General features: G+C 58.4%; 20 protein-coding genes. 12 read left to right on the forward strand and 8 right to left on the reverse strand.

The genetic code is table 11. The features are described 5' to 3' along the window. Positions 1–15: 15 nt before the first annotated feature. From ACCC84_RS00090 to modE, 3 genes are all read right to left on the reverse strand, one after another. Positions 16–588 (reverse strand): cysteine hydrolase family protein, encoded by a 573-nt coding sequence (locus ACCC84_RS00090; RefSeq protein ID WP_371901440.1) that lies wholly within the window; start codon positions 586–588, stop codon positions 16–18. 116 nt (positions 589–704) lie between these two features. Continuing rightward, positions 705–2,177, reverse strand: a complete 1,473-nt coding sequence (gene modF / locus ACCC84_RS00095; RefSeq protein WP_039992355.1) for a molybdate ABC transporter ATP-binding protein ModF — start codon at positions 2,175–2,177, stop codon at positions 705–707. A gap of 90 nt (positions 2,178–2,267) precedes the next feature. After that, positions 2,268–3,062, reverse strand: a complete 795-nt coding sequence (modE, locus tag ACCC84_RS00100) for a molybdenum-dependent transcriptional regulator (RefSeq protein ID WP_004965730.1) — start codon at positions 3,060–3,062, stop codon at positions 2,268–2,270. A 198-nt stretch (positions 3,063–3,260) separates the two neighbouring features. Here modE and ACCC84_RS00105 point away from each other — a divergent pair, with 198 nt between their 5' ends. The 4 genes from ACCC84_RS00105 (at position 3,261) to modC (ending at position 6,108) form a co-directional block, all read left to right on the forward strand. After that, on the forward strand, positions 3,261–3,404 hold the full coding sequence (locus tag ACCC84_RS00105) for an AcrZ family multidrug efflux pump-associated protein (protein ID WP_004965725.1): 144 nt from the start codon (positions 3,261–3,263) through the stop codon (positions 3,402–3,404). A gap of 175 nt (positions 3,405–3,579) precedes the next feature. Further along, positions 3,580–4,353, forward strand: a complete 774-nt coding sequence (modA, locus tag ACCC84_RS00110) for a molybdate ABC transporter substrate-binding protein (protein WP_039992836.1) — start codon at positions 3,580–3,582, stop codon at positions 4,351–4,353. Continuing rightward, the gene (gene modB, locus ACCC84_RS00115) at positions 4,350–5,039 is read left to right on the forward strand and encodes a molybdate ABC transporter permease subunit (RefSeq protein WP_004965720.1); all 690 of its coding nucleotides are present in this window, start codon (positions 4,350–4,352) and stop codon (positions 5,037–5,039) included. The genes modA and modB overlap by 4 nt, the downstream gene beginning before the upstream one ends. Before the next feature lies 1 nt (position 5,040). After that, the gene (gene modC / locus ACCC84_RS00120) at positions 5,041–6,108 is read left to right on the forward strand and encodes a molybdenum ABC transporter ATP-binding protein ModC (protein WP_004965717.1); all 1,068 of its coding nucleotides are present in this window, start codon (positions 5,041–5,043) and stop codon (positions 6,106–6,108) included. Between the two features lie 30 nt (positions 6,109–6,138). Here modC and ACCC84_RS00125 read toward each other — a convergent pair whose 3' ends face one another. Next, positions 6,139–6,960 carry a pyridoxal phosphatase gene (locus tag ACCC84_RS00125; protein ID WP_004965715.1) on the reverse strand — a complete coding sequence of 274 codons (822 nt, stop codon included), beginning with the start codon at positions 6,958–6,960 and terminating at the stop codon, positions 6,139–6,141. A 176-nt stretch (positions 6,961–7,136) separates the two neighbouring features. On the opposite strand from ACCC84_RS00125, the gene pgl reads away from it, so the two are divergent. Beyond that, a complete protein-coding gene (pgl, locus tag ACCC84_RS00130; protein WP_371901441.1) occupies positions 7,137–8,141 on the forward strand; it encodes a 6-phosphogluconolactonase in 1,005 nt (334 codons plus the stop codon). Between the two features lie 223 nt (positions 8,142–8,364). On the opposite strand, the gene ACCC84_RS00135 is transcribed toward pgl, so the two are convergent. Both ACCC84_RS00135 and dmeF read right to left on the reverse strand, forming a co-directional pair. After that, positions 8,365–8,847 (reverse strand): kinase inhibitor, encoded by a 483-nt coding sequence (locus tag ACCC84_RS00135; protein ID WP_004965713.1) that lies wholly within the window; start codon positions 8,845–8,847, stop codon positions 8,365–8,367. Positions 8,848–8,895: 48 nt separating this feature from the next. Next, a complete protein-coding gene (gene dmeF, locus ACCC84_RS00140; RefSeq protein WP_081445088.1) occupies positions 8,896–9,882 on the reverse strand; it encodes a CDF family Co(II)/Ni(II) efflux transporter DmeF in 987 nt (328 codons plus the stop codon). Positions 9,883–9,960: 78 nt separating this feature from the next. Between dmeF and ACCC84_RS00145 the strand changes: the two genes are divergently transcribed. Both ACCC84_RS00145 and ACCC84_RS00150 read left to right on the forward strand, forming a co-directional pair. Beyond that, positions 9,961–10,236 carry a metal/formaldehyde-sensitive transcriptional repressor gene (locus ACCC84_RS00145; RefSeq protein WP_004965709.1) on the forward strand — a complete coding sequence of 92 codons (276 nt, stop codon included), beginning with the start codon at positions 9,961–9,963 and terminating at the stop codon, positions 10,234–10,236. A gap of 2 nt (positions 10,237–10,238) precedes the next feature. After that, complete coding sequence (locus tag ACCC84_RS00150; protein WP_004965707.1) at positions 10,239–10,640, forward strand: YkvA family protein; 402 nt, start codon at positions 10,239–10,241, stop codon at positions 10,638–10,640. Positions 10,641–10,642: 2 nt separating this feature from the next. Here ACCC84_RS00150 and bioA read toward each other — a convergent pair whose 3' ends face one another. Beyond that, positions 10,643–11,917, reverse strand: coding sequence for an adenosylmethionine--8-amino-7-oxononanoate transaminase (bioA, locus tag ACCC84_RS00155; protein ID WP_004965705.1), 1,275 nt, complete (start codon positions 11,915–11,917; stop codon positions 10,643–10,645). A gap of 89 nt (positions 11,918–12,006) precedes the next feature. Here bioA and bioB point away from each other — a divergent pair, with 89 nt between their 5' ends. From bioB to bioD, 4 genes are read left to right on the forward strand one after another with little or no spacing between them, the layout of a single operon-like run. Continuing rightward, positions 12,007–13,044 (forward strand): biotin synthase BioB, encoded by a 1,038-nt coding sequence (bioB, locus tag ACCC84_RS00160; protein WP_004965703.1) that lies wholly within the window; start codon positions 12,007–12,009, stop codon positions 13,042–13,044. Continuing rightward, complete coding sequence (gene bioF, locus ACCC84_RS00165; RefSeq protein WP_004965702.1) at positions 13,044–14,204, forward strand: 8-amino-7-oxononanoate synthase; 1,161 nt, start codon at positions 13,044–13,046, stop codon at positions 14,202–14,204. The genes bioB and bioF overlap by 1 nt, the downstream gene beginning before the upstream one ends. Then, positions 14,179–14,946, forward strand: coding sequence for a malonyl-ACP O-methyltransferase BioC (gene bioC / locus ACCC84_RS00170; protein WP_004965701.1), 768 nt, complete (start codon positions 14,179–14,181; stop codon positions 14,944–14,946). The genes bioF and bioC overlap by 26 nt, the downstream gene beginning before the upstream one ends. Beyond that, entirely contained in the window at positions 14,936–15,625 is a 690-nt protein-coding gene (gene bioD / locus ACCC84_RS00175; protein ID WP_004965700.1) for a dethiobiotin synthase, read from the forward strand. The genes bioC and bioD overlap by 11 nt, the downstream gene beginning before the upstream one ends. A 29-nt stretch (positions 15,626–15,654) precedes the next feature. On the opposite strand, the gene ACCC84_RS00180 is transcribed toward bioD, so the two are convergent. Further along, on the reverse strand, positions 15,655–16,365 hold the full coding sequence (locus tag ACCC84_RS00180) for an ATP-binding cassette domain-containing protein (RefSeq protein WP_004965699.1): 711 nt from the start codon (positions 16,363–16,365) through the stop codon (positions 15,655–15,657). 1,173 nt (positions 16,366–17,538) lie between these two features. Between ACCC84_RS00180 and uvrB the strand changes: the two genes are divergently transcribed. Then, positions 17,539–19,551 (forward strand): excinuclease ABC subunit UvrB, encoded by a 2,013-nt coding sequence (gene uvrB, locus ACCC84_RS00185; RefSeq protein WP_004965698.1) that lies wholly within the window; start codon positions 17,539–17,541, stop codon positions 19,549–19,551. Positions 19,552–19,592: the final 41 nt, after the last annotated feature.

Genomic DNA, 19,592 nt, shown 5'->3' on the forward strand with positions numbered 1-19,592 from the left:
GGCGTGATGTTGAAATCAGCGCTTCATCCAGCGTTGCGAGCGGGTAATTTCTGCCAGATTCTGCAACGTTTCCAGACTTTGCAGGTGGAGCTCTTCGCTCGGCGCGGCGCATAAGTCCTGCAGTACCGTCACCTGAAAGCCGTGGTCGTGCGCCTGTCGCGCGGTGCTTTCAATCGCCAGCGGAGTACTGACGCCGCCCAGCAACAGATGATGGTAACGATGCTGCTGCAGCCACACTAACAAATTGTTACCGGCAAACGCCGAGACGGCGGTTTTTTCAAAGCAGACATCTTGCTCATATACCTCTAACCCGCTCGCCCATTCGCAGCCGGGGCTGCTCCGGCGCAGAGCGCCTACCTGTTTTAAGCGAGCAAACAGCGGCGAACGGGGGGGAATGTCGTGATAGTCGTCGGCAAAACCCACCCGTACCCAGACCACCGGGATTTTACGCACTCGGGCGTAGGCCGCAGCAGTATTGACGTGCGCGATAACCGCATGCTGTTCGACCTGTTGGTGACATTGGTTGGCGCGCCCGGTGGCGCCGATCAGATCCTCGATCAGATCGATAATAATCAGTGCGGTAGACATGTGTTCTCCTGCAACGGCTCTCCATCCCCTTATCATAAAAGGCCAGATGTGACGTGCTGCGGGGAAGTGTTGCCGAATATGTCGCAGATGCGTGGAATACCACGCATCCATACAGGTTACGCCAGGCTAGCAGATTGATACCGGTAGCCGTCGGCGTCGGCAATAAAGCTAAGTCGATGGGTGATGCACTGAGGAGCATCTTCCGCATGGTGTGACACAAACAGCAACTGGGTAGCGCCCTGGCCGATCAGTACGTCAACAAAACGGCGCACCAGTTGGCGGTTGATCGGATCCAGTCCCTGCAATGGCTCATCCAGAATCAGCAACGCCGGGTGCTTGACCAGCGCGCGCGCGATCAGCGCCAGACGTTGCTGCCCCCAGGAAAGGCTGTGGAAGGGCGTTTCACCGCGTGCGCCGTCCAGTCCGAGCAGCTGTAACCATTGGTCGGTCAATTGCCGCTGGCGATCGGAAACCGCCTGATAAATGCCGATGGAATCAAAGAAGCCGGAGGTAATGACGTTGCGCACGCTGCTGCTGACGCGATAATCCAGATGCAGGCTACTGCTGACGTAGCCGATATGACGTTTGATGTCCCAGATGGTTTCGCCGCTGCCGCGTCGGCGGCCGAACAGCGTCAGATCGTTGCTGTAACCCTGTGGATGATCGCCGGTGATCAAACTGAGCAGGGTGGATTTGCCGGCGCCGTTGGGGCCGATGATTTGCCAGTGCTCCCCGGGATTGACCTGCCAGTCGAGATGGTTGAGGATCGGCCGATCGTTGTAGCTGACCACGCCGTCGCGTAACAGGATCAACGGCTGATCCGCCGGCAGCGTCGACGTTTGCTGCGGATCGTCGCTTTCCGGCAGCGCCAGACCGGCGAGGTTTTCGCTGTGTGCCAGCTGAGCCACCAGCGCATCGCGCATCACCTGCTCACGTGGACCTTGGCTGGCCAGCGTGCAATCCGCCAGTATGCCGACCTGCTGGACAAAATCGGGAATTTCGTCAAAACGATTCAAGACCAGTACCAGCGTGCAGGCCTGCTGGGACAGCGTCGCCAGCAAAGCGGCCAGCTGTGCGCGCGAACTCACGTCCAGTCCATCGAACGGCTCGTCGAGGATCAGCAGATCCGGCTGCGGCATCAGCGCGCGGCACAGCAGCGTTTTGCGGGTTTCACCGGTGGAAAGATACTTGAAGCGTCGCTCAAGCAGGGCGCTGATACCGAACTGGGCGGCCAGCTGTGCGCAGCGCGCGGCATCTTTTACCTCTTCCTGAATGATTTCTGCGGCAGTACGGCCGGTGTCCTCTTCGTCCGGACTCAGCATATCGGTATTGTTGCGTTGCCATTCGTCGCTGACCAGCTTTTGCAACTGTTCAAACGAAATTCGCACCGCGTGCTGAAAGTCACTGCGACGTTCACCTCGCAGTAACGGCAGTTCATCCGCCAGGGCACGCGCCAGAGCAGACTTGCCGCTGCCGTTGGCGCCAACGAACGCCCAACTGTCGCCGCAACGGATCGTTATCTCGTCCAGCGTCAGGGTACGGGTATCGCTTAACCGGAATGAACCTTGCGAAATGTGCAACGATGACATCATCTATTCCTTTTTATGCAATTATTAGGATTAGAAATAAGCGCATCGTCATGGGATGTCAATTGACAAAAATGCAACGACACATTGCGTTCAGCACAGCGTGGCGACGATCACCCGATCGGCATTGAACAAGGCATTGACCGCCATGCCGGGCCGCAGTTTGAGCTGTTGTAGCTCCGGGTTGGCTACCGTCGCGCACAAGGTTTCGCCACCGTTCAGCGTCACCAGCACTTCACTGTGATCGCTACCCGGCTGGATGCTGGCCACCTTGCCGCTCAGGGCGTTGTCTGCGGCGCCGGCCAGCGCCGGATCGGTATTGAGTTTTACCCAGGGCGCCTTGATCAGTGCCAGTACCTCTTTGCCGGGCGACAATTTCAGGCGCTCGGCGCTCTGTTCGGTGACGGCGGCGGTCAGACGGCTGTGCCCATCGGCCAGCAACAGCTGGACATGCTGCTGCACCTGCTGGCCATCACGTTCGATCACCGTGGCGAAGAACTGGTTGCGTGCGCTGGTTTGCAGCGAAAAGCGTGAAATTGCCGCCAACAGGCTGTCGAGTGGCAGCGTGTCATCCTGTTGCAACACATCAAAGGCTTTTTGCTGGATCTGGCCCAGCAGATCGTACAACTGCATCAGCCGCTGACCGTAGCGGGTAATTTGCGCACCGCCACCGCCTTTACCGCCGGTCGCGCGCTCCACCACGGTGTGCTCCGCCAGCAGGTTCATTTCGTTAATCGCGTCCCAGGCGCTTTTGTAGCTGATACCTGCCAGTTTGGCGCCCTGACTGATTGAACCGGTCTGTGCCACCTGTTTGAGCAGCGCAATGCGGCGCGGATCGGCAAACAGTTTTTGCTGGAGCTTGAGAGTAAGAAGAATTTCGGCCTGCATGACACATCCTGTCGGCTGCAAAAGGTTGATTTTGCCATTGTCGCCGATCTGACGATAAGCGCCAAATCGCGCGGTTTCAGCACGTTTGGCTGAGGATTAACTTCACACTGTCGCTAAAATACCCGCGTTTTTACCGTGAATATAGTTTACAGTAAAGGTTGAGCCGTTGTTTAAATACGCAGTATAAGTGAGGCTAACATGTTGGAATTATTGAAAAGTCTAGTGTTCGCCGTGGTGATGGTACCCGTCGTCATGGCAGTGATCCTCGGCCTGATCTACGGCTTGGCGGAAGTGTTCAATATCTTCTCCAAAGCCAGCCCTTCAAAAGAAAAACGTAGCTGATCCCTTTTTCTGACGCCCGTCGTGCCTGCGGCGGGCGTTGTTCAAGTTAATTTCCCCACTGCCGATAAACGCATTATTCGACCATAAAGCGCATGACAAGCTTTTGCTCAACGTTATATCATTTTGTATATAACGAAAATTAACCCGGCGTATAATTGGCAAAGAGAGCGGAATGATGAAACAGCAATGGACTCAATGGCTCGGCGGTATCGTATTGGCATCCGGCATGGTGATGCAGGCTTCGGCGGCAGATAAAATCACCGTTTTTGCCGCGGCGTCGTTAACCAATGCGCTACAGGATATTGCCGAGCAATATCAGCAGGGTAAAAACGTGCAGGTGGTGTCTTCCTTTGCTTCCTCATCCACCCTGGCGCGGCAGATTGAGCAGGGCGCGCCTGCCGATCTGTTTATCTCCGCCGACCAGCAATGGATGGATTACGCTATCGACAAGGAGCAGATGGTAGCAGACAGTCGTTATACCCTGCTTGGCAACGATCTGGTGCTGATCGCCGCCAGGGACGCCAAACTGGACAAGGTGGCCATCACGGCGCAAACCGACTGGGCTCGACTGCTGGACGGCGGCCGACTGGCGGTGGGCGATCCCGATCACGTGCCGGCCGGTATTTATGCCAAGCAAGCGCTGCAAAGCCTCAAGGCCTGGCCGCGGTTGGAACCGACACTGGCGCGTGCCAATAACGTACGCAGCGCGATGGCGCTGGTGGAGCGCCAGGAGGCGCCGCTGGGCATCGTTTACGGTTCCGATGCCGTCGCCAGCGATAAGGTGAAGGTGATCGGCGTGTTCCCGGCCGAGAGCCACAAACCGGTTGAATATCCGATGGCGATAGTCAAAGGCCATGACAGTCCGAGCGTGAGCGCTTTCTATACCTATCTGAAGAGTCCGCAAGCCGCGGCAATCTTCCAACGTTATGGGTTCTCCCCACGTCAATGATGCTTAGCGAGTATGAATGGCAGGCCATTGAACTGAGCCTGAAAGTCGCCAGCCTGGCGGTGATAGGCAGTTTGCCGTTGGGCATTCTGATCGCCTGGATCCTGGTACGTTGCGACTTCCCCGGTAAATCGCTGCTGGACAGCATTATCCATTTGCCATTGGTGTTGCCACCGGTGGTGGTGGGGTATCTGCTGCTGATCGTCATGGGACGACGCGGTGCGATAGGCGAGTGGCTGTATGACTGGTTCGGCTTCAGCTTCAGTTTCAGCTGGCGTGGCGCGGCGCTGGCGTCGGCGGTGGTGGCATTCCCGCTGATGGTTCGCGCCATCCGGCTGGCGCTGGAGGCGGTCGATAGCCGTCTGGAACAGGCCGCGCGCACCCTTGGCGCATCGCCATGGCGGGTGTTTTTTACCATTACGCTGCCGCTGTCGTTGCCCGGGGTGATCGTCGGCGTGGTACTGGCGTTCGCCCGTTCTCTGGGCGAATTTGGCGCCACCATTACCTTTGTATCCAATATTCCCGGTGAAACCCGTACTATTCCGCTGGCGATGTACACCTTGATCGAAACGCCCGGCGCTGAGACCGCCGCCGCCCGTTTATGTGCGATCGCCATCGTACTGTCGCTGGTTGCGCTGATGGCGTCGGAATGGCTGGCCCGTTGGGGCCGTAAACGGATGGGAGGCTGAAATGCTTACGCTGGATGTCAGCCAACGGCTGGGGGAACTGCAACTGGAGGTGCAGGCTGAGCTGCCGGCGCAGGGCATCACGGCGATTTTCGGCCTGTCCGGTGCCGGTAAAACCTCGTTAATCAACGCCATTGGCGGGCTGACCCGGCCGGATCGCGGGCGCATCGTGCTCAATGGCCGCACGCTGGTGGACACCGCTGCCGGCCTGTGTTTGCCAGCCGAAAAGCGGCGCATCGGCTATGTATTCCAGGACGCGCGCCTGTTCCCGCACTACCGGGTGCGTGGCAATCTGCAATACGGCATGGCGCCGTCGATGCGTGGACAGTTTGACGGCATCGTTGAGCTGCTGGGCATCGAACCCTTGCTTAACCGACTGCCGCTGACGCTGTCCGGCGGCGAGAAACAGCGGGTGGCGATTGGTCGCGCGCTGCTGACCGCGCCGGAACTGTTGCTGATGGATGAACCGCTGGCATCGCTGGACTTACCGCGCAAGCGCGAACTGCTGCCGTATCTGGAACGTCTGACACAGGACGTTAACATCCCGATACTGTACGTTAGCCACAGTATGGATGAGATCCTGCGCCTGGCTGGACAGGTGATGGTGCTGGACGGTGGGCGGGTGCTGGCCTGCGGCGGCCTGGAAGAGGTTTGGGCCAGCAGTGCGTTGCGACCGTGGTTGCAGCGCGAGGACCAGAGCAGCGTGCTGTGCGTCAGCGTGCTGGAACATCACCCGCGCTATGCGATGACCGCATTGCGGCTGGGAGATCGTCGCCTGTGGGTCAGCGCAATTGCTGCGCCGATTGGCAGCGCGTTGCGTATTCGCATTAACGCGGCCGATGTGTCACTGGTATTGCAGCCGCCCAGCAACAGTAGTATTCGCAATATCCTGCCGGCCAAGGTCATCGAATGTCTGGAAAGCGCCGGGCAGGTCGAAGTGAAACTGGCGGTAGGGGACAGCGTACTGTGGGCGCGCATTACCCCCTGGGCGCGTGATGAGCTGGCGATCAAAGCCGGGCAGTGGCTGTATGCGCAGATAAAAAGCGTGTCGATCAGCCGTGAAACGGGATAGCGCCTCGCTGCCCGGTGAATGCAGAGCGGATTAACCCAGCACCCGCGTGCGGATCACCTCTGCGATACCGGGCTGCAAGTGATCGGCAATCACCAGATCGGCGCGCTGTTTGATGGCGTCGTCGGCATTCCCCATGGCGACGCCGAGCCCAACCGCTTCCAGCATGCTGAGATCGTTGTAATTGTCGCCAAACGCCACCACCTGATCCATACGCAGCCCCTGGGCAGTAACCCACTGTTGCAGGCGGTTGCCTTTGCTGTTGCCGCTTTTGGCGATGTCGACCTGATCGTGCCACGACCATTCGCATGCCAGACCCAGCTCTTTTTCCACCATCTCGGCAAAACTGCGCAGCGCCGGAATATCCGCATGCGAGGTGGCGAACTTCCAGATCGCCTGCGCGTCTTCGGCCGCCTGCGTCAGGCTGTCAACCTGCAACAGCGTTGGGCGCTGTGCAACCGGCAGGGTTTCCGCCCACGCCAGGGAACGGATCACGTGGCCGCTCGGTTCCTGGTATAGCATGGCGTCGTCAACGTACATCAGGCCGTGAATATCGCTCTGTTTGAGCATTTGCAGCACCAGCTGCGCTTGCTGTTTGGGCAGCGGATCGGAAGCCAGCACTTTTTTCTGCTGAAAATCATACAGGTAGGTGCCGTTGCAGCAGATAGCCGGGGTATCCAATTGCAGCGCCTGGTAGAACGGGTGAATGGCGACGTGGTGGCGACCGGTCACCACCACCACCTTGATGCCTGCCGCGCGCGCTGCGGCCAGCGCTTCCAGGGACTGCGGCAAGATGCGTTTCTGGTTGTCCAGCAGGGTGCCGTCCAAATCGAGAGCGATTACGCGGTAGGTCATAGCGGTTCCATTATCGTTAGCAAGAAAATTAACCTGATGGTACACCGGATCCTTGCGGGATAAAACCGCGCCGAATTCTGTTGCAAGCCGGGGTTGTTATGTCAGCTTTGTCAGGTAAGCTAAGGGAAACCGAAAAACCTGCAACCGGTTTCTCTTTTCCCTTTCAAGGAGCCAAAATGAAGCAAATCGTTTATGTCGCCAGCCCGGAAAGCCAGCAGATTCACGTCTGGCAGTTAGCGGATGACGGCGCGCTGACGCTACTGCAAACCGTTGATGTCCCAGGGCAAGTACAGCCGATGGCCATTCACCCGGACAAAACCCACCTGTACGTCGGCGTACGCCCGGCGTTTGGCGTGGTCAGCTACCGCATTGCGCACGACGGTCAACTGCAGCAGGCCGGCATGGCGCCGCTCCCGGGCAGCCCGACCCATCTGTCGACCGATTTACAGGGCCGCTATGTGTTCTCGGTTTCCTACAGCGGCAACTGCGCCAGCGTTAGCCCGATTGGTCATGACGGCGTGGTGACAGCTCCTCTACAGCAGATTGATGGCCTGACGGCGCCGCATTCCGCCAATATCGATCCCACCAATCAGCGGGTACTGATCCCTTGTCTGAAGGAAGATCGCGTTCGTCTGTTCGATCTGCAGCAGGATGGCACGCTGGCAGAGCAAACGCAGGCGGCGGTAGCCACCGTTGCCGGCGCAGGCCCGCGTCACATGGCCTTCCACCCAAATGGTAGCCATGCCTATCTGGTGAATGAGCTGGACAGTACGGTTGAGGTGCTGGCGATCGGCGACCATGGCGACAGCTATACCCGCGTTCAAACCCTCGACGCGATGCCGGCCGATTTTAACGGCACCTGCTGGGCGGCGGATATTCATATTACCCCCAACGGTCGTTTCCTCTATGCCAGCGATCGCACCGCCAGCATCCTGTCGATCTTCAGCGTATCGGCAGACGGCAGCCGTCTGACCGTCGTCGGTCATCAGCCGACCGAAGCGCAACCGCGCGGTTTCAATATCGATCACAGCGGCCGCTTCGTGATTTCGTCCGGCCAGAAGTCCGATCACATCGCGGTGCATGAAATTGATCAGGCCAGCGGTCAGCTGACTATGCTGGCGCGTTATCCGGTGGGCAAAGGCCCGATGTGGGTAAGCGTGTTAGATACCCGTCATACTTGAAGCTGCCTCTGTGTTGGCTGCATTTGCTCACCCCAGTCACTTACTTGAGTAAGCTTCTGGGGATTCACAAATTTGCCGCCTTGATGCAGCTCCAATTATTTAGGGTATAGATACTCGAGATACTTTATTTAGGGTATAGATACCCGTGATACTTGCAGCTGCCTCATATGATCTGCGCCGAATCAACTTTCCGTCGGGGCGGATACACCTGTCCCGAGCGTTCTCAGTTGTATTTTACCGTCAGCGTGGCGCTGCCGAGGCTGTGGAAATGCACGTTAAAGCCCACCAACGCGCCGCTGGAACCTTCATCCACCTCAATGCTTTCCACGTCCAGCGCATGCACGGTGAACTGATAGCGGTGGCTTTCGCCCTGCGGCGGTGCCGCACCGCCGTAGCCCGCCTGGCCGAAGTCGGTGCGGGTTTGAATGGCGCCGGCTGGCAGTGCCGCCTTGCCGGAGCCAGCACCCTGAGGCAGCTCACGCACCTGTGCGGGGATATTGGCTACCACCCAGTGCCACCAGCCGGAACCGGTCGGGGCATCGGGATCGTAAACGGCGACCACGAAACTTTTGGTGCCTTCTGGCACGCCATCCCAGGCCAGATGCGGCGACAGGTTATCGCCGTGGTAGCCCATGCCGTTAAATACCTGGCGCTCCGGCATTTTCGTGCCGTCTTGCAAATCGTTGCTGTACAAACGAAAAGTCATAATGACTCCCAGTTGTCGATAAAAGCTGAACCCCTAAGCTAGATCGTTTTAGCGGAACAATACAACCCCCTGCGCCAGCGGCGGTCGGTTGATCTCGACCGTGACGTGCACCAGTTCATGATGCACGGCCAGCAGTTGGCGCACCCGATCGGCGGTCAGCGTGGTATCGGCGCTGCTCAGCGCGATAACGCACTGGTATTTCCCTTTGCCGATGCGCCCAAGGTGTAAATCAGTAACAGTCAGCGCATGGCCACAGCCGGCCAATTGTTGGCGAATTTCTGTTACCACCGGCGCGTCCATCTCGGCATCCAGCAAGACTTTGCCGCAGTCGCGTATCAGGCTAAAGGCCCATACCGCCACCAGGGCGGCACCGGCGATCCCCATCAGCGGATCGAGCCAGTTCGCTCCCCACAGCTTGCCGCCAAATAGCGCAACGATCGCCAATACCGAGGTTGCCGCGTCGGCGATAACGTGCAGATAGGCTGAGCGCAGATTGAGATCCTGCCGATGTTCGCCAGCCGGCGGCGTATGTGCCGGGGAATGATCGTGATGACCATGTTGATGATGGTGGTGATGGCCGCTATCGCGCAGCAGCCAGGCGCAGGCCAGATTTACCACCAGCCCGACCATGCCGATGACGATGGCCTGGTTGTAGTGAATGGCGCTTGGGTTGAGCAGCCGTTGCGCCGATTGGAACAGCATCAACGCCGCCACCAGCATCAGCAATAGCGCGCTGGTATAGCCGGCCAAGACTTCTATTTTCCAGGTCCCGAGGCTGAAGCGGCGATCGCGCGCCAGCCTGCGAGCGGCAGCGTAGGCCAGCAGCGACAGGCCCAGCGCCAGCGCGTGCGAGCTCATGTGCCAGCCGTCGGCCAGCAGGGCCATCGAGTTGAACCACCAGCCGCCAACGATTTCAATCACCATCATCAGTGCGGTCAACAGCACCGCCCAGCGTGTGTTTCTTTCGGCCAATGGGTTACCATCATCAAAAACGTGGCTGTGTTCACGCTGGCGGGTGGGGGCGTATAAAGACATGGCGGCGAGATTTCCTGTCGTAACTCCATTTTCAATTATACTATACCCCAGTATAGTAAGTAGCAATGGGAAGTGAGTATGAGCCATACCATCAAAGACCAGAAAAAACTGCTGGCACGGGTGCGACGAATCAAAGGACAGGCGGAAGCGTTGGAAAGAGCGCTGGAGAATCAGTGCGAATGTTCTGCTATTCTGCAACAGATCGCGGCGGTTCGCGGCGCGGTAAACGGTTTGATGGCGCAGGTGCTGGAAGGGCATGTGCGCGAGCATCTCGCCGCTGAAGATTCGACGCAGCAGCAGCGTGAGCAGAACATTGAGCAATTGATGACGGTTTTACGTTCTTATATGAAGTAAACATGATTTCTTTGAAAAAACGCACGCCGTGGTTTGGCTGGCTACGCCGCTGGGCCAAGGGCATCAAACGCGACATTGTAGCGCTGTGGCTGGCGGCGCGCGATCGCCGTACGCCGTGGTATGCCAAGCTGATCGCCTTGCTGGTGGCGGGCTATGCGGTGTCGCCGATCGATCTGATACCGGATTTTGTTCCGCTGCTGGGCTATTTGGACGACGTGATTATCGTACCACTGGGCATCATGTTGGCGGTACGTTTAATCCCCAAACCGCTGATGGCGGAGCTGCGCGCCAAGGCGCAAAAGCGCATTGACAACCCGCGGGGGCGTTTCGCCGCGCTGGTGATCGTGGTGCTGTGGATCCTGTGCCTGGTGTGGCTGGCCCGTTATCTGGACCAGCACTGGTAAGGCTAGGCGACCGCAGCGCCAATCGCGTCGGTCAGGCGGCTGAGCTGTTGCGGCTGGATGATATACGGCGGCATCAGATAAATCAGTTTGCCAAATGGGCGTATCCACACGCCGCGCTCGACAAACAGGCGTTGCAGTTGCGCGACGTCGACCGGCTGATGCATCTCCACCACGCCAATCGCCCCCAATACCCGCACGTCAGCCACCTTGGGCAGTGCGGCCAGCGGCAATAGCTGCTGCTTGAGTTGCTGTTCGATCGCCGCCACCTGTTGTTGCCAGCGATTTTCCGCCAGCAGTGACAGGCTGGCGCTGGCAACGGCGCAGGCCAGCGGATTGCCCATAAACGTCGGGCCATGCATAAAACAGCCGGCCGCGCCGTTACTGATGGTTTCAGCGACGTGGCGGGTAGTCAGCGTGGCGGAGAGCGTCATATAGCCACCGGTCAGCGCCTTGCCCAGACACAGGATATCCGGGGTGATACCGGCATGCTCGCAGGCGAACAGTTTGCCGGTACGGCCAAAGCCGGTGGCGATTTCGTCGGCAATCAACAACACCTGATGGCGATCGCACAGTTCCCGTACTCGACGTAAATAGGTCGGATGATAAATCCGCATTCCGCCGGCGCCTTGCACCACCGGTTCCAGGATCACTGCGGCCACTTCACCGGCATGCTGTTCCAGCAGCGCGGCAAACGGCGCGATATCCTGCTCGTCCCACTGGTCGTCGAAACGACATTGCGGCGCGCTAGCGAACAGGTGTGACGTCAGATAGCCCTGATACAGGCTGTGCATCGAGTTGTCCGGATCGCACACCGACATGGCACCAAAGGTATCGCCGTGATAACCGTGGCGCAGCGTAAGGATCCGCTGGCGTTTCTCGCCACGCGCCTGCCAGTATTGCAACGCCATTTTCAACGACACTTCCACCGCTACCGAGCCGGAATCGGCCAGGAATACGCATTCCAGCGCCGCCGGCGTAATGTCAACCAACTGACGGCACAGGGCGATGGCCGCCGGGTGGGTAATGCCGCCGAACATCACGTGGGACATTTTTTCCAGTTGGCTGTTTGCCGCCTGATTTAACCGAGGGTGGTTGTAACCGTGGATCGCCGCCCACCACGAGGACATGCCGTCGACCAGTTTGCGGCCATCGGCCAACTGCAGCTCGACGCCCGACGCGGCCTCGATCGGGTAGCAAGGCAGCGGGTGACTCATCGAAGTGTAGGGGTGCCAGATGTGGCGTTGATCAAATTCAAGGTCGGCGGCGGAGATAGACATACTTGTAAACCAAATCAATTACTGAATGGTTGACAGTATATCCACAATATCTAAACTGACGACACTTTTTTCGTTTTGGAGACGCCGTCATGGCTGACCGCATTCACTGGACCGTAGGGCAAGCCCAAGCCCTGTTTGACAAGCCGTTACTCGAGCTGTTGTTTGAAGCACAGACCATTCATCGCCAGCATTTCGACCCACGCCAGGTGCAGGTCAGCACTCTGTTGTCGATCAAGACCGGCGCCTGCCCGGAAGACTGCAAATATTGTCCGCAAAGCTCACGTTATAAAACCGGGCTGGAAACTGAGCGGCTGATGCAGGTTGAGCAGGTGCTGGAATCGGCGCGCAAGGCCAAAGCCGCCGGCTCGACCCGTTTCTGCATGGGCGCGGCGTGGAAAAACCCGCACGAGCGCGATATGCCGTATCTGCAACAGATGGTGCAGGGCGTGAAGGCAATGGGGATGGAAACCTGCATGACACTGGGCACCCTTGACGGTACCCAGGCCGAACGTCTGGCCGACGCGGGGCTGGATTACTACAACCATAACCTGGACACCTCGCCAGAATTTTACGGCAATATCATCACCACGCGCAGCTATCAGGAGCGACTGGATACGCTGGATAAAGTGCGCGACGCAGGCATCAAGGTCTGTTCCGGCGGCATTGTTGGCCTGGGGGAAACGGTACGCGATCGCGCCGGCCTGCTGGTACAGCTGGCCAACCTGCCCAAACCGCCGGAAAGTGTGCCGATCAACATGTTGGTGAAGGTGAAGGGGACGCCGCTGGCGGATAACGACGACGTCGATCCGTTTGATTTCATTCGTACCATCGCGGTGGCGCGCATCATGATGCCTGGCTCTTACGTGCGGCTGTCCGCCGGTCGTGAGCAAATGAATGAACAGACGCAGGCGATGTGCTTTATGGCCGGCGCCAACTCAGTCTTCTACGGCTGCAAATTACTGACCACGCCGAACCCGGAAGAAGACAAGGATTTGCTGCTGTTCCGCAAGCTGGGCCTTAATCCGGAGCAGACCGCGACGGAACACGGTGATAACCAGCAACAGCAGGTGTTGGCGCAGCAATTGCTGAATGCCGATACCGCCGAGTATTACAACGCGGCGCTGTAATGAGCTGGCAACAACGGATCGATAGGGCGCTGGCCCAGCGGCGACAGGCAGCCGCTTATCGTTCGCGTCAGGTGAATCAGGGCGGCAATGGCCGCCATATTCAGCTGGACCAACGGCAATATCTCAATTTTTCCGGCAATGACTATCTGGGGTTGAGCCGGCACCCGGCGGCGATCGCTGCCTGGCAGCAGGGCGCGCAGCAGTATGGCGTCGGCAGCGGCGGATCGGGCCATGTGACCGGATTTAGCCTGCCGCATCAGCAACTTGAGTCTCAGTTGGCGGAGTGGCTCGGCTATCCGCGCGCGCTGTTGTTCATTTCCGGTTATGCCGCGAATCAGGCATTGCTGGCGGCGTTGATGCAGGTTGATGACCGTATTCTGGCAGATAGGCTCAGCCATGCTTCGCTGCTGGAAGCGGCCGCTCACTCACCTGCGCAACTGCGGCGTTTTCAACATAACCAGCCGTCGTCATTGGCCGGTCTGCTGGCAAAACCCTGTAGCGGGCAGCAGTTGGTGGTGACCGAAGGCGTGTTCAGCATGGACGGCGACGCGGCGCCGTTGGCGGAGTTGCAGCAACTCAGCCGGCAGCAGGGCGCATGGCTGATGGTCGACGATGCCCACGGCATCGGGGTGCATGGCGAGCAGGGACGCGGCAGCTGTTGGCAACAGCAGGTGCGGCCGGAGGTGCTGGTCGTCACCTTTGGCAAGGCGTTCGGCGCCAGTGGCGCAGCGGTACTGTGCGACCAACCGTTGGCGGAATACCTGCTGCAGTTTGCCCGCCATCTGATTTACAGCACCGCCATGCCGCCGGCGCAGGCCTGTGCGCTACAGGCGGCGCTGCGTTGCGTGCAGCAGGGGGATGAATTACGCCGCCGTCTGCACCACAACATTCAGCGTTTTCGCGCCGGCGTTGCCGGCTTGCCGTTAACCTTGACCGAGTCGCACACCGCTATCCAGCCGCTGCTGGTAGGGGATAACCAACGCGCGCTCGATCTGGCAGAGCAACTGCGTCAGCACGGGCTGTGGGTCAGCGCCATTCGGCCGCCCACGGTTCCGCCGGGCGGCGCGCGGCTGCGCATTACCCTGACGGCGGCGCATCAGCCGCAAGACATCGATCGCCTGCTGGAGGTATTGCATGATATCAGCACAGAAAACTATTGATAAACATGCGGTTGCATCGGCGTTCAGTCGTGCGGCACAAAGTTATGACGCCGCTGCAGCACTGCAGCGTGAGGTTGGCGAGCGCTTACTGGGGATGGGGAGTATGCATCCGTCGCGGCAGGTGCTCGACGCCGGTTGCGGCACCGGTTATTTCAGCCGCCGCTGGCGTGAGCTGGGCAAGCAGGTCACCGCGCTCGATCTGGCGCCGGGCATGTTGGCCTTCGCCCGTCAGCAGCAGGCGGCGGATGACTATCTGCTCGGCGATATCGAGCATATTCCGCTGCCGGACGCCTGCGTTGATCTCAGCTTCAGCAGTCTGGTGGTGCAATGGTGCAGCGATCTGCCGCGTGCATTGGCCGAACTGCGCCGCGTCACGCGGCCGGGCGGTCTGACCCTGTTTTCGACTCTGGCACAGGGATCGCTACATGAATTGGGTGATGCCTGGCAGCAGGTTGACGGCGAGCGCCACGTAAACCAATTTTTGCCGCTGTCGGCAATCGAAGCGGCCTGCGCGCCGTATCGCCACCGGCTTGAGGCGGTATGCCGCACGCTGAATTATCCGGATGTGATGACCGTGATGCGATCGCTGAAAGGCATCGGTGCGACGCATTTGCATCAGGGGCGCGATGCCGGGTTGATGTCCCGTCGCCGCCTGAAGGCGTTACAGGCGGCGTATCCCTGCCAACAGGGACAATTCCCGCTCAGTTATCAGTTAGTTTATGGAGTGATTTATGGCGATTAAGCGTTGGTTTGTCACCGGAACCGATACCGAAGTGGGCAAAACCGTGGCCAGTAGCGCATTGCTGCAAGCGGCGCAGTTGGCCGGTTACCGCTGTGCCGGTTACAAACCGGTGGCTTCCGGCAGCGAAATGACGCCGGACGGTCTGCGCAATAGCGATGCGCTGGCCTTGCAGGCCAACAGCAGCATTGCGCTGGGTTATCATGACGTCAACCCTTATACCTTTGCCGAACCGACCTCGCCGCACATCGTTAGCGCGGCGCTGCAACAGCCGATCGTCTTTGAGCGACTGTCTGCCGGTTTACGCAGGCTGGAGCAACGCGCCGACTGGCTGCTGGTGGAAGGCGCCGGCGGCTGGTATACGCCGCTCAGCGAAACGCAAACCTTTGCCGATTGGGTACAGCAGGAGCAACTGCCGGTGCTGTTGGTGGTCGGTATGAAGCTCGGTTGCATCAACCATGCGCTACTGACCGCGCAGGCGGTGCAGCAGGCCGGCTTGACGCTGGCCGGTTGGATCGCCAATGATGTGGCGCCGCCGGGGCGACGCCATCAGGAGTATCTGACCACGCTGCGTCGCATGCTGCCAGCGCCGATGCTGGGGGAAATTCCGCATCTGCCGCAGGCCGAAGGTCAGCCGCTGGGGCAGTATCTGAACCTGTCGCAGCTGTCGTCGGCAGTATGATATGACACAGCAGCGCGCCTGCTGCTGCGTCATACCGTCAGATAGGCGCTGATCAGCCCCTCGTCCAGTTGCTCCACGGTGCCGGTAGCGACGTTGCGCCCTTGATCCATCAGGCAGAAACGATCCGCCACACGGCGAATAAACGGCAGTCGGTGTTCGACCAGCAGGATGGTGATGCCGAGTTCCCGGTTGAGTTTGTGGATCACGTTGCCTATCTCCGCCGCGATAGACGGCTGGATGCCAACCGTCGGCTCATCGAGGATTAGCAGCTCAGGTTCCAGCACCAGCGCCCGGCAAATAGCCAACTGCTGCTGTTCGCCTGCGGCCAGATCGCCGGCACGGCGGCCGCGCATCGCTTTCAGATTCGGGAACAGGCTGTAGATTAGCGGTGGGATACGGCGGGTTCTATCGTGTCCCGCCATCAGCGCAACCTGCAGATTCTCCTCGACGCTGAGCGGCGAAAAAATCTGCCGCCCCTGCGGCACATAACTGATGCCCAGCGCCGCGCGAGTCTCGACCGGCTGCTGCAACAGATTTTGCGGCGGCTCGTCGGCCAGCTGCCAGGTCATACTGCCGCTCACCACTGGCAAATGTCCCATGATGCAGTTCACCAGCGTGGTTTTTCCCACGCCGTTGCGCCCCAGCAACACCGTACATTGGCCACGTGGCAACTCCAGATTGATATCCCACAACGTATGGTTCTGCCCGTAAAATTGATTTACTGAACGTAGGCTTAACATTCGGCATTCTCCTCAAAGACCTGTTTCACACTCATGCAACCTGTGCCTCCGTGCTTTTTCCTTTCCTTCGCGGTTAGCGATTTCTTTCCCGAGTGGTTTAACGTCCAGAACAAAATGCCGCCTGGGCTGCGCGGTAATTGCAGTACAGGTTGGGGCTAAAAAAACGATGTTTGGCTAAAAATGGTGCTTTATGACCGAATAACGCGTCTATTCGCTTTTTTTGGCGCTCTGAGCCATCATCCTTTGTATGGCGACGGCGTCACGACAAACAGTTATTCCTGTCGTCTCTCAATAAAAAGCAAGCGGTCTGCACTTGTCTGCCACTCAGTATTGCAACTCTCAGGCCAACTTTTATCGGTCAATAAAAAAGCAGCTTGTTATTGTTATGTTAAGCTGAGCGCTTGTGGCGACCGGGGCCGCTGCGCAGGGCAAAATATCGACGCAGCTTGATTCGAACGTTTTTTGCACTGTTACGGTGCCACCTCGTTGAACCATGGTGCAAGGCTGTGGCGGCGATGGTCGGCGTTTCGCCACCGTCGGAGGCAAATGAGTGAAATGCATTTATGGCAATGGGCATTTTTAGTATTTATAGGCATAAACAAAGCAATAAAAGTGTCAAAAAATAACTAAAAAAGCCGCCTCGAAGCCGATGCCAGCGAAAAAACGATTTTTCTGTAACTCCCGTGGCTGGCGGGGCGGTGAGAGTTATCCACCATTCCTGTGGATAACCTTGTGTATTAGATTTAGAAAAGCGGTTTAAAGCGAGAGCCGGCGCGGGTTGTCTTCGCATTGTCCGGATTCTCGTCTTTTTACTAAAGTCTTTTTTTATCAAGTACTTAATTAAAAGCAATATGCGAAGGCATTGCTGGCAATCCTATGTATGATTTTTCGCCTCGCCGCTATCAATAAGTTAATTCGCGACAAATTCTGGGGATAAAACGGTTATTGACAATAAAAATGTCACCGCAGTGTAACCTTGGCGGTGCAACGGGTTTTTGGCCGGGTACGACAAAGCCACTAATCCGCTTGAAGCTGGTTTTATATCCAGTATCATAGGCACTGGCGAAAATCGCCGCGACTTTCCATACTTACAGGCCGCTGTGCCGACGGGTTCGCATCCGCGGTTGGGGTAGGCGCAGGCAACCCTGCGGCGACGGGAATGATGAAGGGTATATGAGTAAACTTTTTAAACTGCATTCAGACTTCAAACCGGCCGGCGACCAGCCGGAGGCCATTCGCAAGCTGGAAGAAGGGCTGGAAGATGGCCTGGCGCACCAGACGCTGCTGGGGGTTACCGGTTCGGGGAAAACCTTCACCGTTGCCAACGTGATCGCCGATCTGAACCGGCCAACGATGGTGCTGGCGCCCAACAAAACGCTGGCGGCGCAGCTGTACGGCGAAATGAAAGAGTTCTTCCCCGAGAATGCGGTGGAATACTTTGTCTCGTATTACGATTACTACCAGCCGGAAGCCTACGTGCCGAGCTCGGATACCTTCATCGAAAAGGACGCTTCGGTAAACGAACATATTGAGCAAATGCGCCTGTCGGCGACCAAAGCGCTGCTGGAGCGGCGTGACGTGGTGGTGGTGGCGTCGGTCTCGGCGATCTACGGTCTGGGCGATCCGGATCTGTACCTCAAGATGATGCTGCACCTGACCAAGGGCATGATCATCGACCAGCGTTCGATCCTGCGCCGACTGGCGGAGCTGCAATATACCCGTAACGATCAGGCGTTCCAGCGCGCTACCTTCCGGGTGCGTGGCGAAGTGATCGATATCTTCCCGGCGGAATCCGACGAGCTGGCACTGCGAGTTGAACTGTTCGACGAGGAGGTCGAGCGGTTGTCATTGTTTGATCCGCTCACCGGTCAGGTCGAACAGGTGGTGCAGCGCTTTACCATTTACCCGAAGTCGCATTACGTCACGCCGCGTGAACGCATTCTGCAGGCGATGGAAGAGATCAAGGTCGATCTGGCCGAGCGTCGTCAGGTGCTGCTGGCCAATAACAAACTGCTGGAAGAGCAGCGGCTGACGCAGCGCACCCAGTTCGATCTGGAAATGATGAACGAGCTTGGCTACTGTTCGGGCATCGAAAACTATTCGCGGTATCTGTCCGGTCGCGGCCCGGGTGAGCCACCGCCGACGTTGTTCGATTATCTGCCTGCTGATGGCCTGTTGGTGGTGGACGAATCGCACGTCACCATCCCGCAGATTGGCGGTATGTACAAAGGCGACCGTTCGCGCAAGGAAACGCTGGTGGAATATGGTTTCCGCCTGCCTTCGGCGCTGGACAACCGACCCATGCGCTTTGAGGAGTTCGAGGCGCTGGCACCGCAAACCATTTACGTTTCGGCGACGCCGGGCAAATACGAACTGGAAAAATCCGGTGGCGACGTGATCGACCAGGTAGTGCGGCCGACCGGTCTGCTGGATCCGCAAGTGGAAGTGCGGCCGGTGACGACCCAGGTCGACGATCTGCTGTCGGAGATCCGTAAACGGGTAGCAGTCAACGAGCGGGTGCTAGTGACCACGCTGACCAAACGCATGGCGGAAGATCTGACCGAATATCTTGAAGAGCACGGCGAGCGCGTACGTTATCTGCATTCCGACATCGACACCGTCGAACGCGTCGAAATCATTCGTGATTTGCGTCTGGGCGAGTTTGACGTGCTGGTGGGCATCAACCTGTTACGAGAAGGCCTGGACATGCCTGAGGTGTCGCTGGTGGCGATTCTCGACGCAGATAAAGAGGGCTTCCTGCGTTCCGAACGCTCGTTGATCCAGACCATCGGCCGTGCGGCACGTAACCTGAACGGCAAGGCGATTCTGTATGGCGACAGAATCACCGACTCGATGGCCAGAGCGATCGGCGAAACCGAGCGGCGCCGCGCCAAACAGCAGGCGTACAACCAGGAAAATGGCATTGTGCCGCAGGGGCTGAACAAGAAAATTGCCGATATCCTGCAACTGGGTCAGCCGTCATCGCGTGGCAAGGGCAAAGGGAAGAGCAAGGCGGCAGAAAACGCTACCCAGTATCAGCAGCTCACCCCTAAAGCGCTGGATCAGAAGATCCGCGAGCTGGAAGCACAGATGTACACCCACGCACAGAATCTGGAGTTCGAACAGGCGGCGGCGTTGCGGGATGAAATCCATCAGTTGCGCGAGCAGTTTATCGCCATCTCCTGACGCAGCCGTAGCCGGGGGCGATAAAGTAACAAATTTCTTGT

It is taken from the genome of Serratia odorifera, assembly GCF_041448735.1.
Classification (GTDB): domain Bacteria; phylum Pseudomonadota; class Gammaproteobacteria; order Enterobacterales; family Enterobacteriaceae; genus Serratia_F; species Serratia_F odorifera.

Bases quoted from the DNA above. Each gene is read 5' to 3' on its own strand.
- ACCC84_RS00090 (WP_371901440.1), bottom strand. From the start codon at position 588: ATGTCTACCGCACTGATTATTATCGATCTGATCGAGGATCTGATCGGC.
- modF (WP_039992355.1), bottom strand. From the start codon at position 2,177: ATGTCATCGTTGCACATTTCGCAAGGTTCATTCCGGTTAAGCGATACC.
- modE (WP_004965730.1), bottom strand. From the start codon at position 3,062: ATGCAGGCCGAAATTCTTCTTACTCTCAAGCTCCAGCAAAAACTGTTT.
- ACCC84_RS00105 (WP_004965725.1), top strand. From the start codon at position 3,261: ATGTTGGAATTATTGAAAAGTCTAGTGTTCGCCGTGGTGATGGTACCC.
- modA (WP_039992836.1), top strand. From the start codon at position 3,580: ATGAAACAGCAATGGACTCAATGGCTCGGCGGTATCGTATTGGCATCC.
- modB (WP_004965720.1), top strand. From the start codon at position 4,350: ATGATGCTTAGCGAGTATGAATGGCAGGCCATTGAACTGAGCCTGAAA.
- modC (WP_004965717.1), top strand. From the start codon at position 5,041: ATGCTTACGCTGGATGTCAGCCAACGGCTGGGGGAACTGCAACTGGAG.
- ACCC84_RS00125 (WP_004965715.1), bottom strand. From the start codon at position 6,960: ATGACCTACCGCGTAATCGCTCTCGATTTGGACGGCACCCTGCTGGAC.
- pgl (WP_371901441.1), top strand. From the start codon at position 7,137: ATGAAGCAAATCGTTTATGTCGCCAGCCCGGAAAGCCAGCAGATTCAC.
- ACCC84_RS00135 (WP_004965713.1), bottom strand. From the start codon at position 8,847: ATGACTTTTCGTTTGTACAGCAACGATTTGCAAGACGGCACGAAAATG.
- dmeF (WP_081445088.1), bottom strand. From the start codon at position 9,882: ATGTCTTTATACGCCCCCACCCGCCAGCGTGAACACAGCCACGTTTTT.
- ACCC84_RS00145 (WP_004965709.1), top strand. From the start codon at position 9,961: ATGAGCCATACCATCAAAGACCAGAAAAAACTGCTGGCACGGGTGCGA.
- ACCC84_RS00150 (WP_004965707.1), top strand. From the start codon at position 10,239: ATGATTTCTTTGAAAAAACGCACGCCGTGGTTTGGCTGGCTACGCCGC.
- bioA (WP_004965705.1), bottom strand. From the start codon at position 11,917: ATGTCTATCTCCGCCGCCGACCTTGAATTTGATCAACGCCACATCTGG.
- bioB (WP_004965703.1), top strand. From the start codon at position 12,007: ATGGCTGACCGCATTCACTGGACCGTAGGGCAAGCCCAAGCCCTGTTT.
- bioF (WP_004965702.1), top strand. From the start codon at position 13,044: ATGAGCTGGCAACAACGGATCGATAGGGCGCTGGCCCAGCGGCGACAG.
- bioC (WP_004965701.1), top strand. From the start codon at position 14,179: ATGATATCAGCACAGAAAACTATTGATAAACATGCGGTTGCATCGGCG.
- bioD (WP_004965700.1), top strand. From the start codon at position 14,936: ATGGCGATTAAGCGTTGGTTTGTCACCGGAACCGATACCGAAGTGGGC.
- ACCC84_RS00180 (WP_004965699.1), bottom strand. From the start codon at position 16,365: ATGTTAAGCCTACGTTCAGTAAATCAATTTTACGGGCAGAACCATACG.
- uvrB (WP_004965698.1), top strand. From the start codon at position 17,539: ATGAGTAAACTTTTTAAACTGCATTCAGACTTCAAACCGGCCGGCGAC.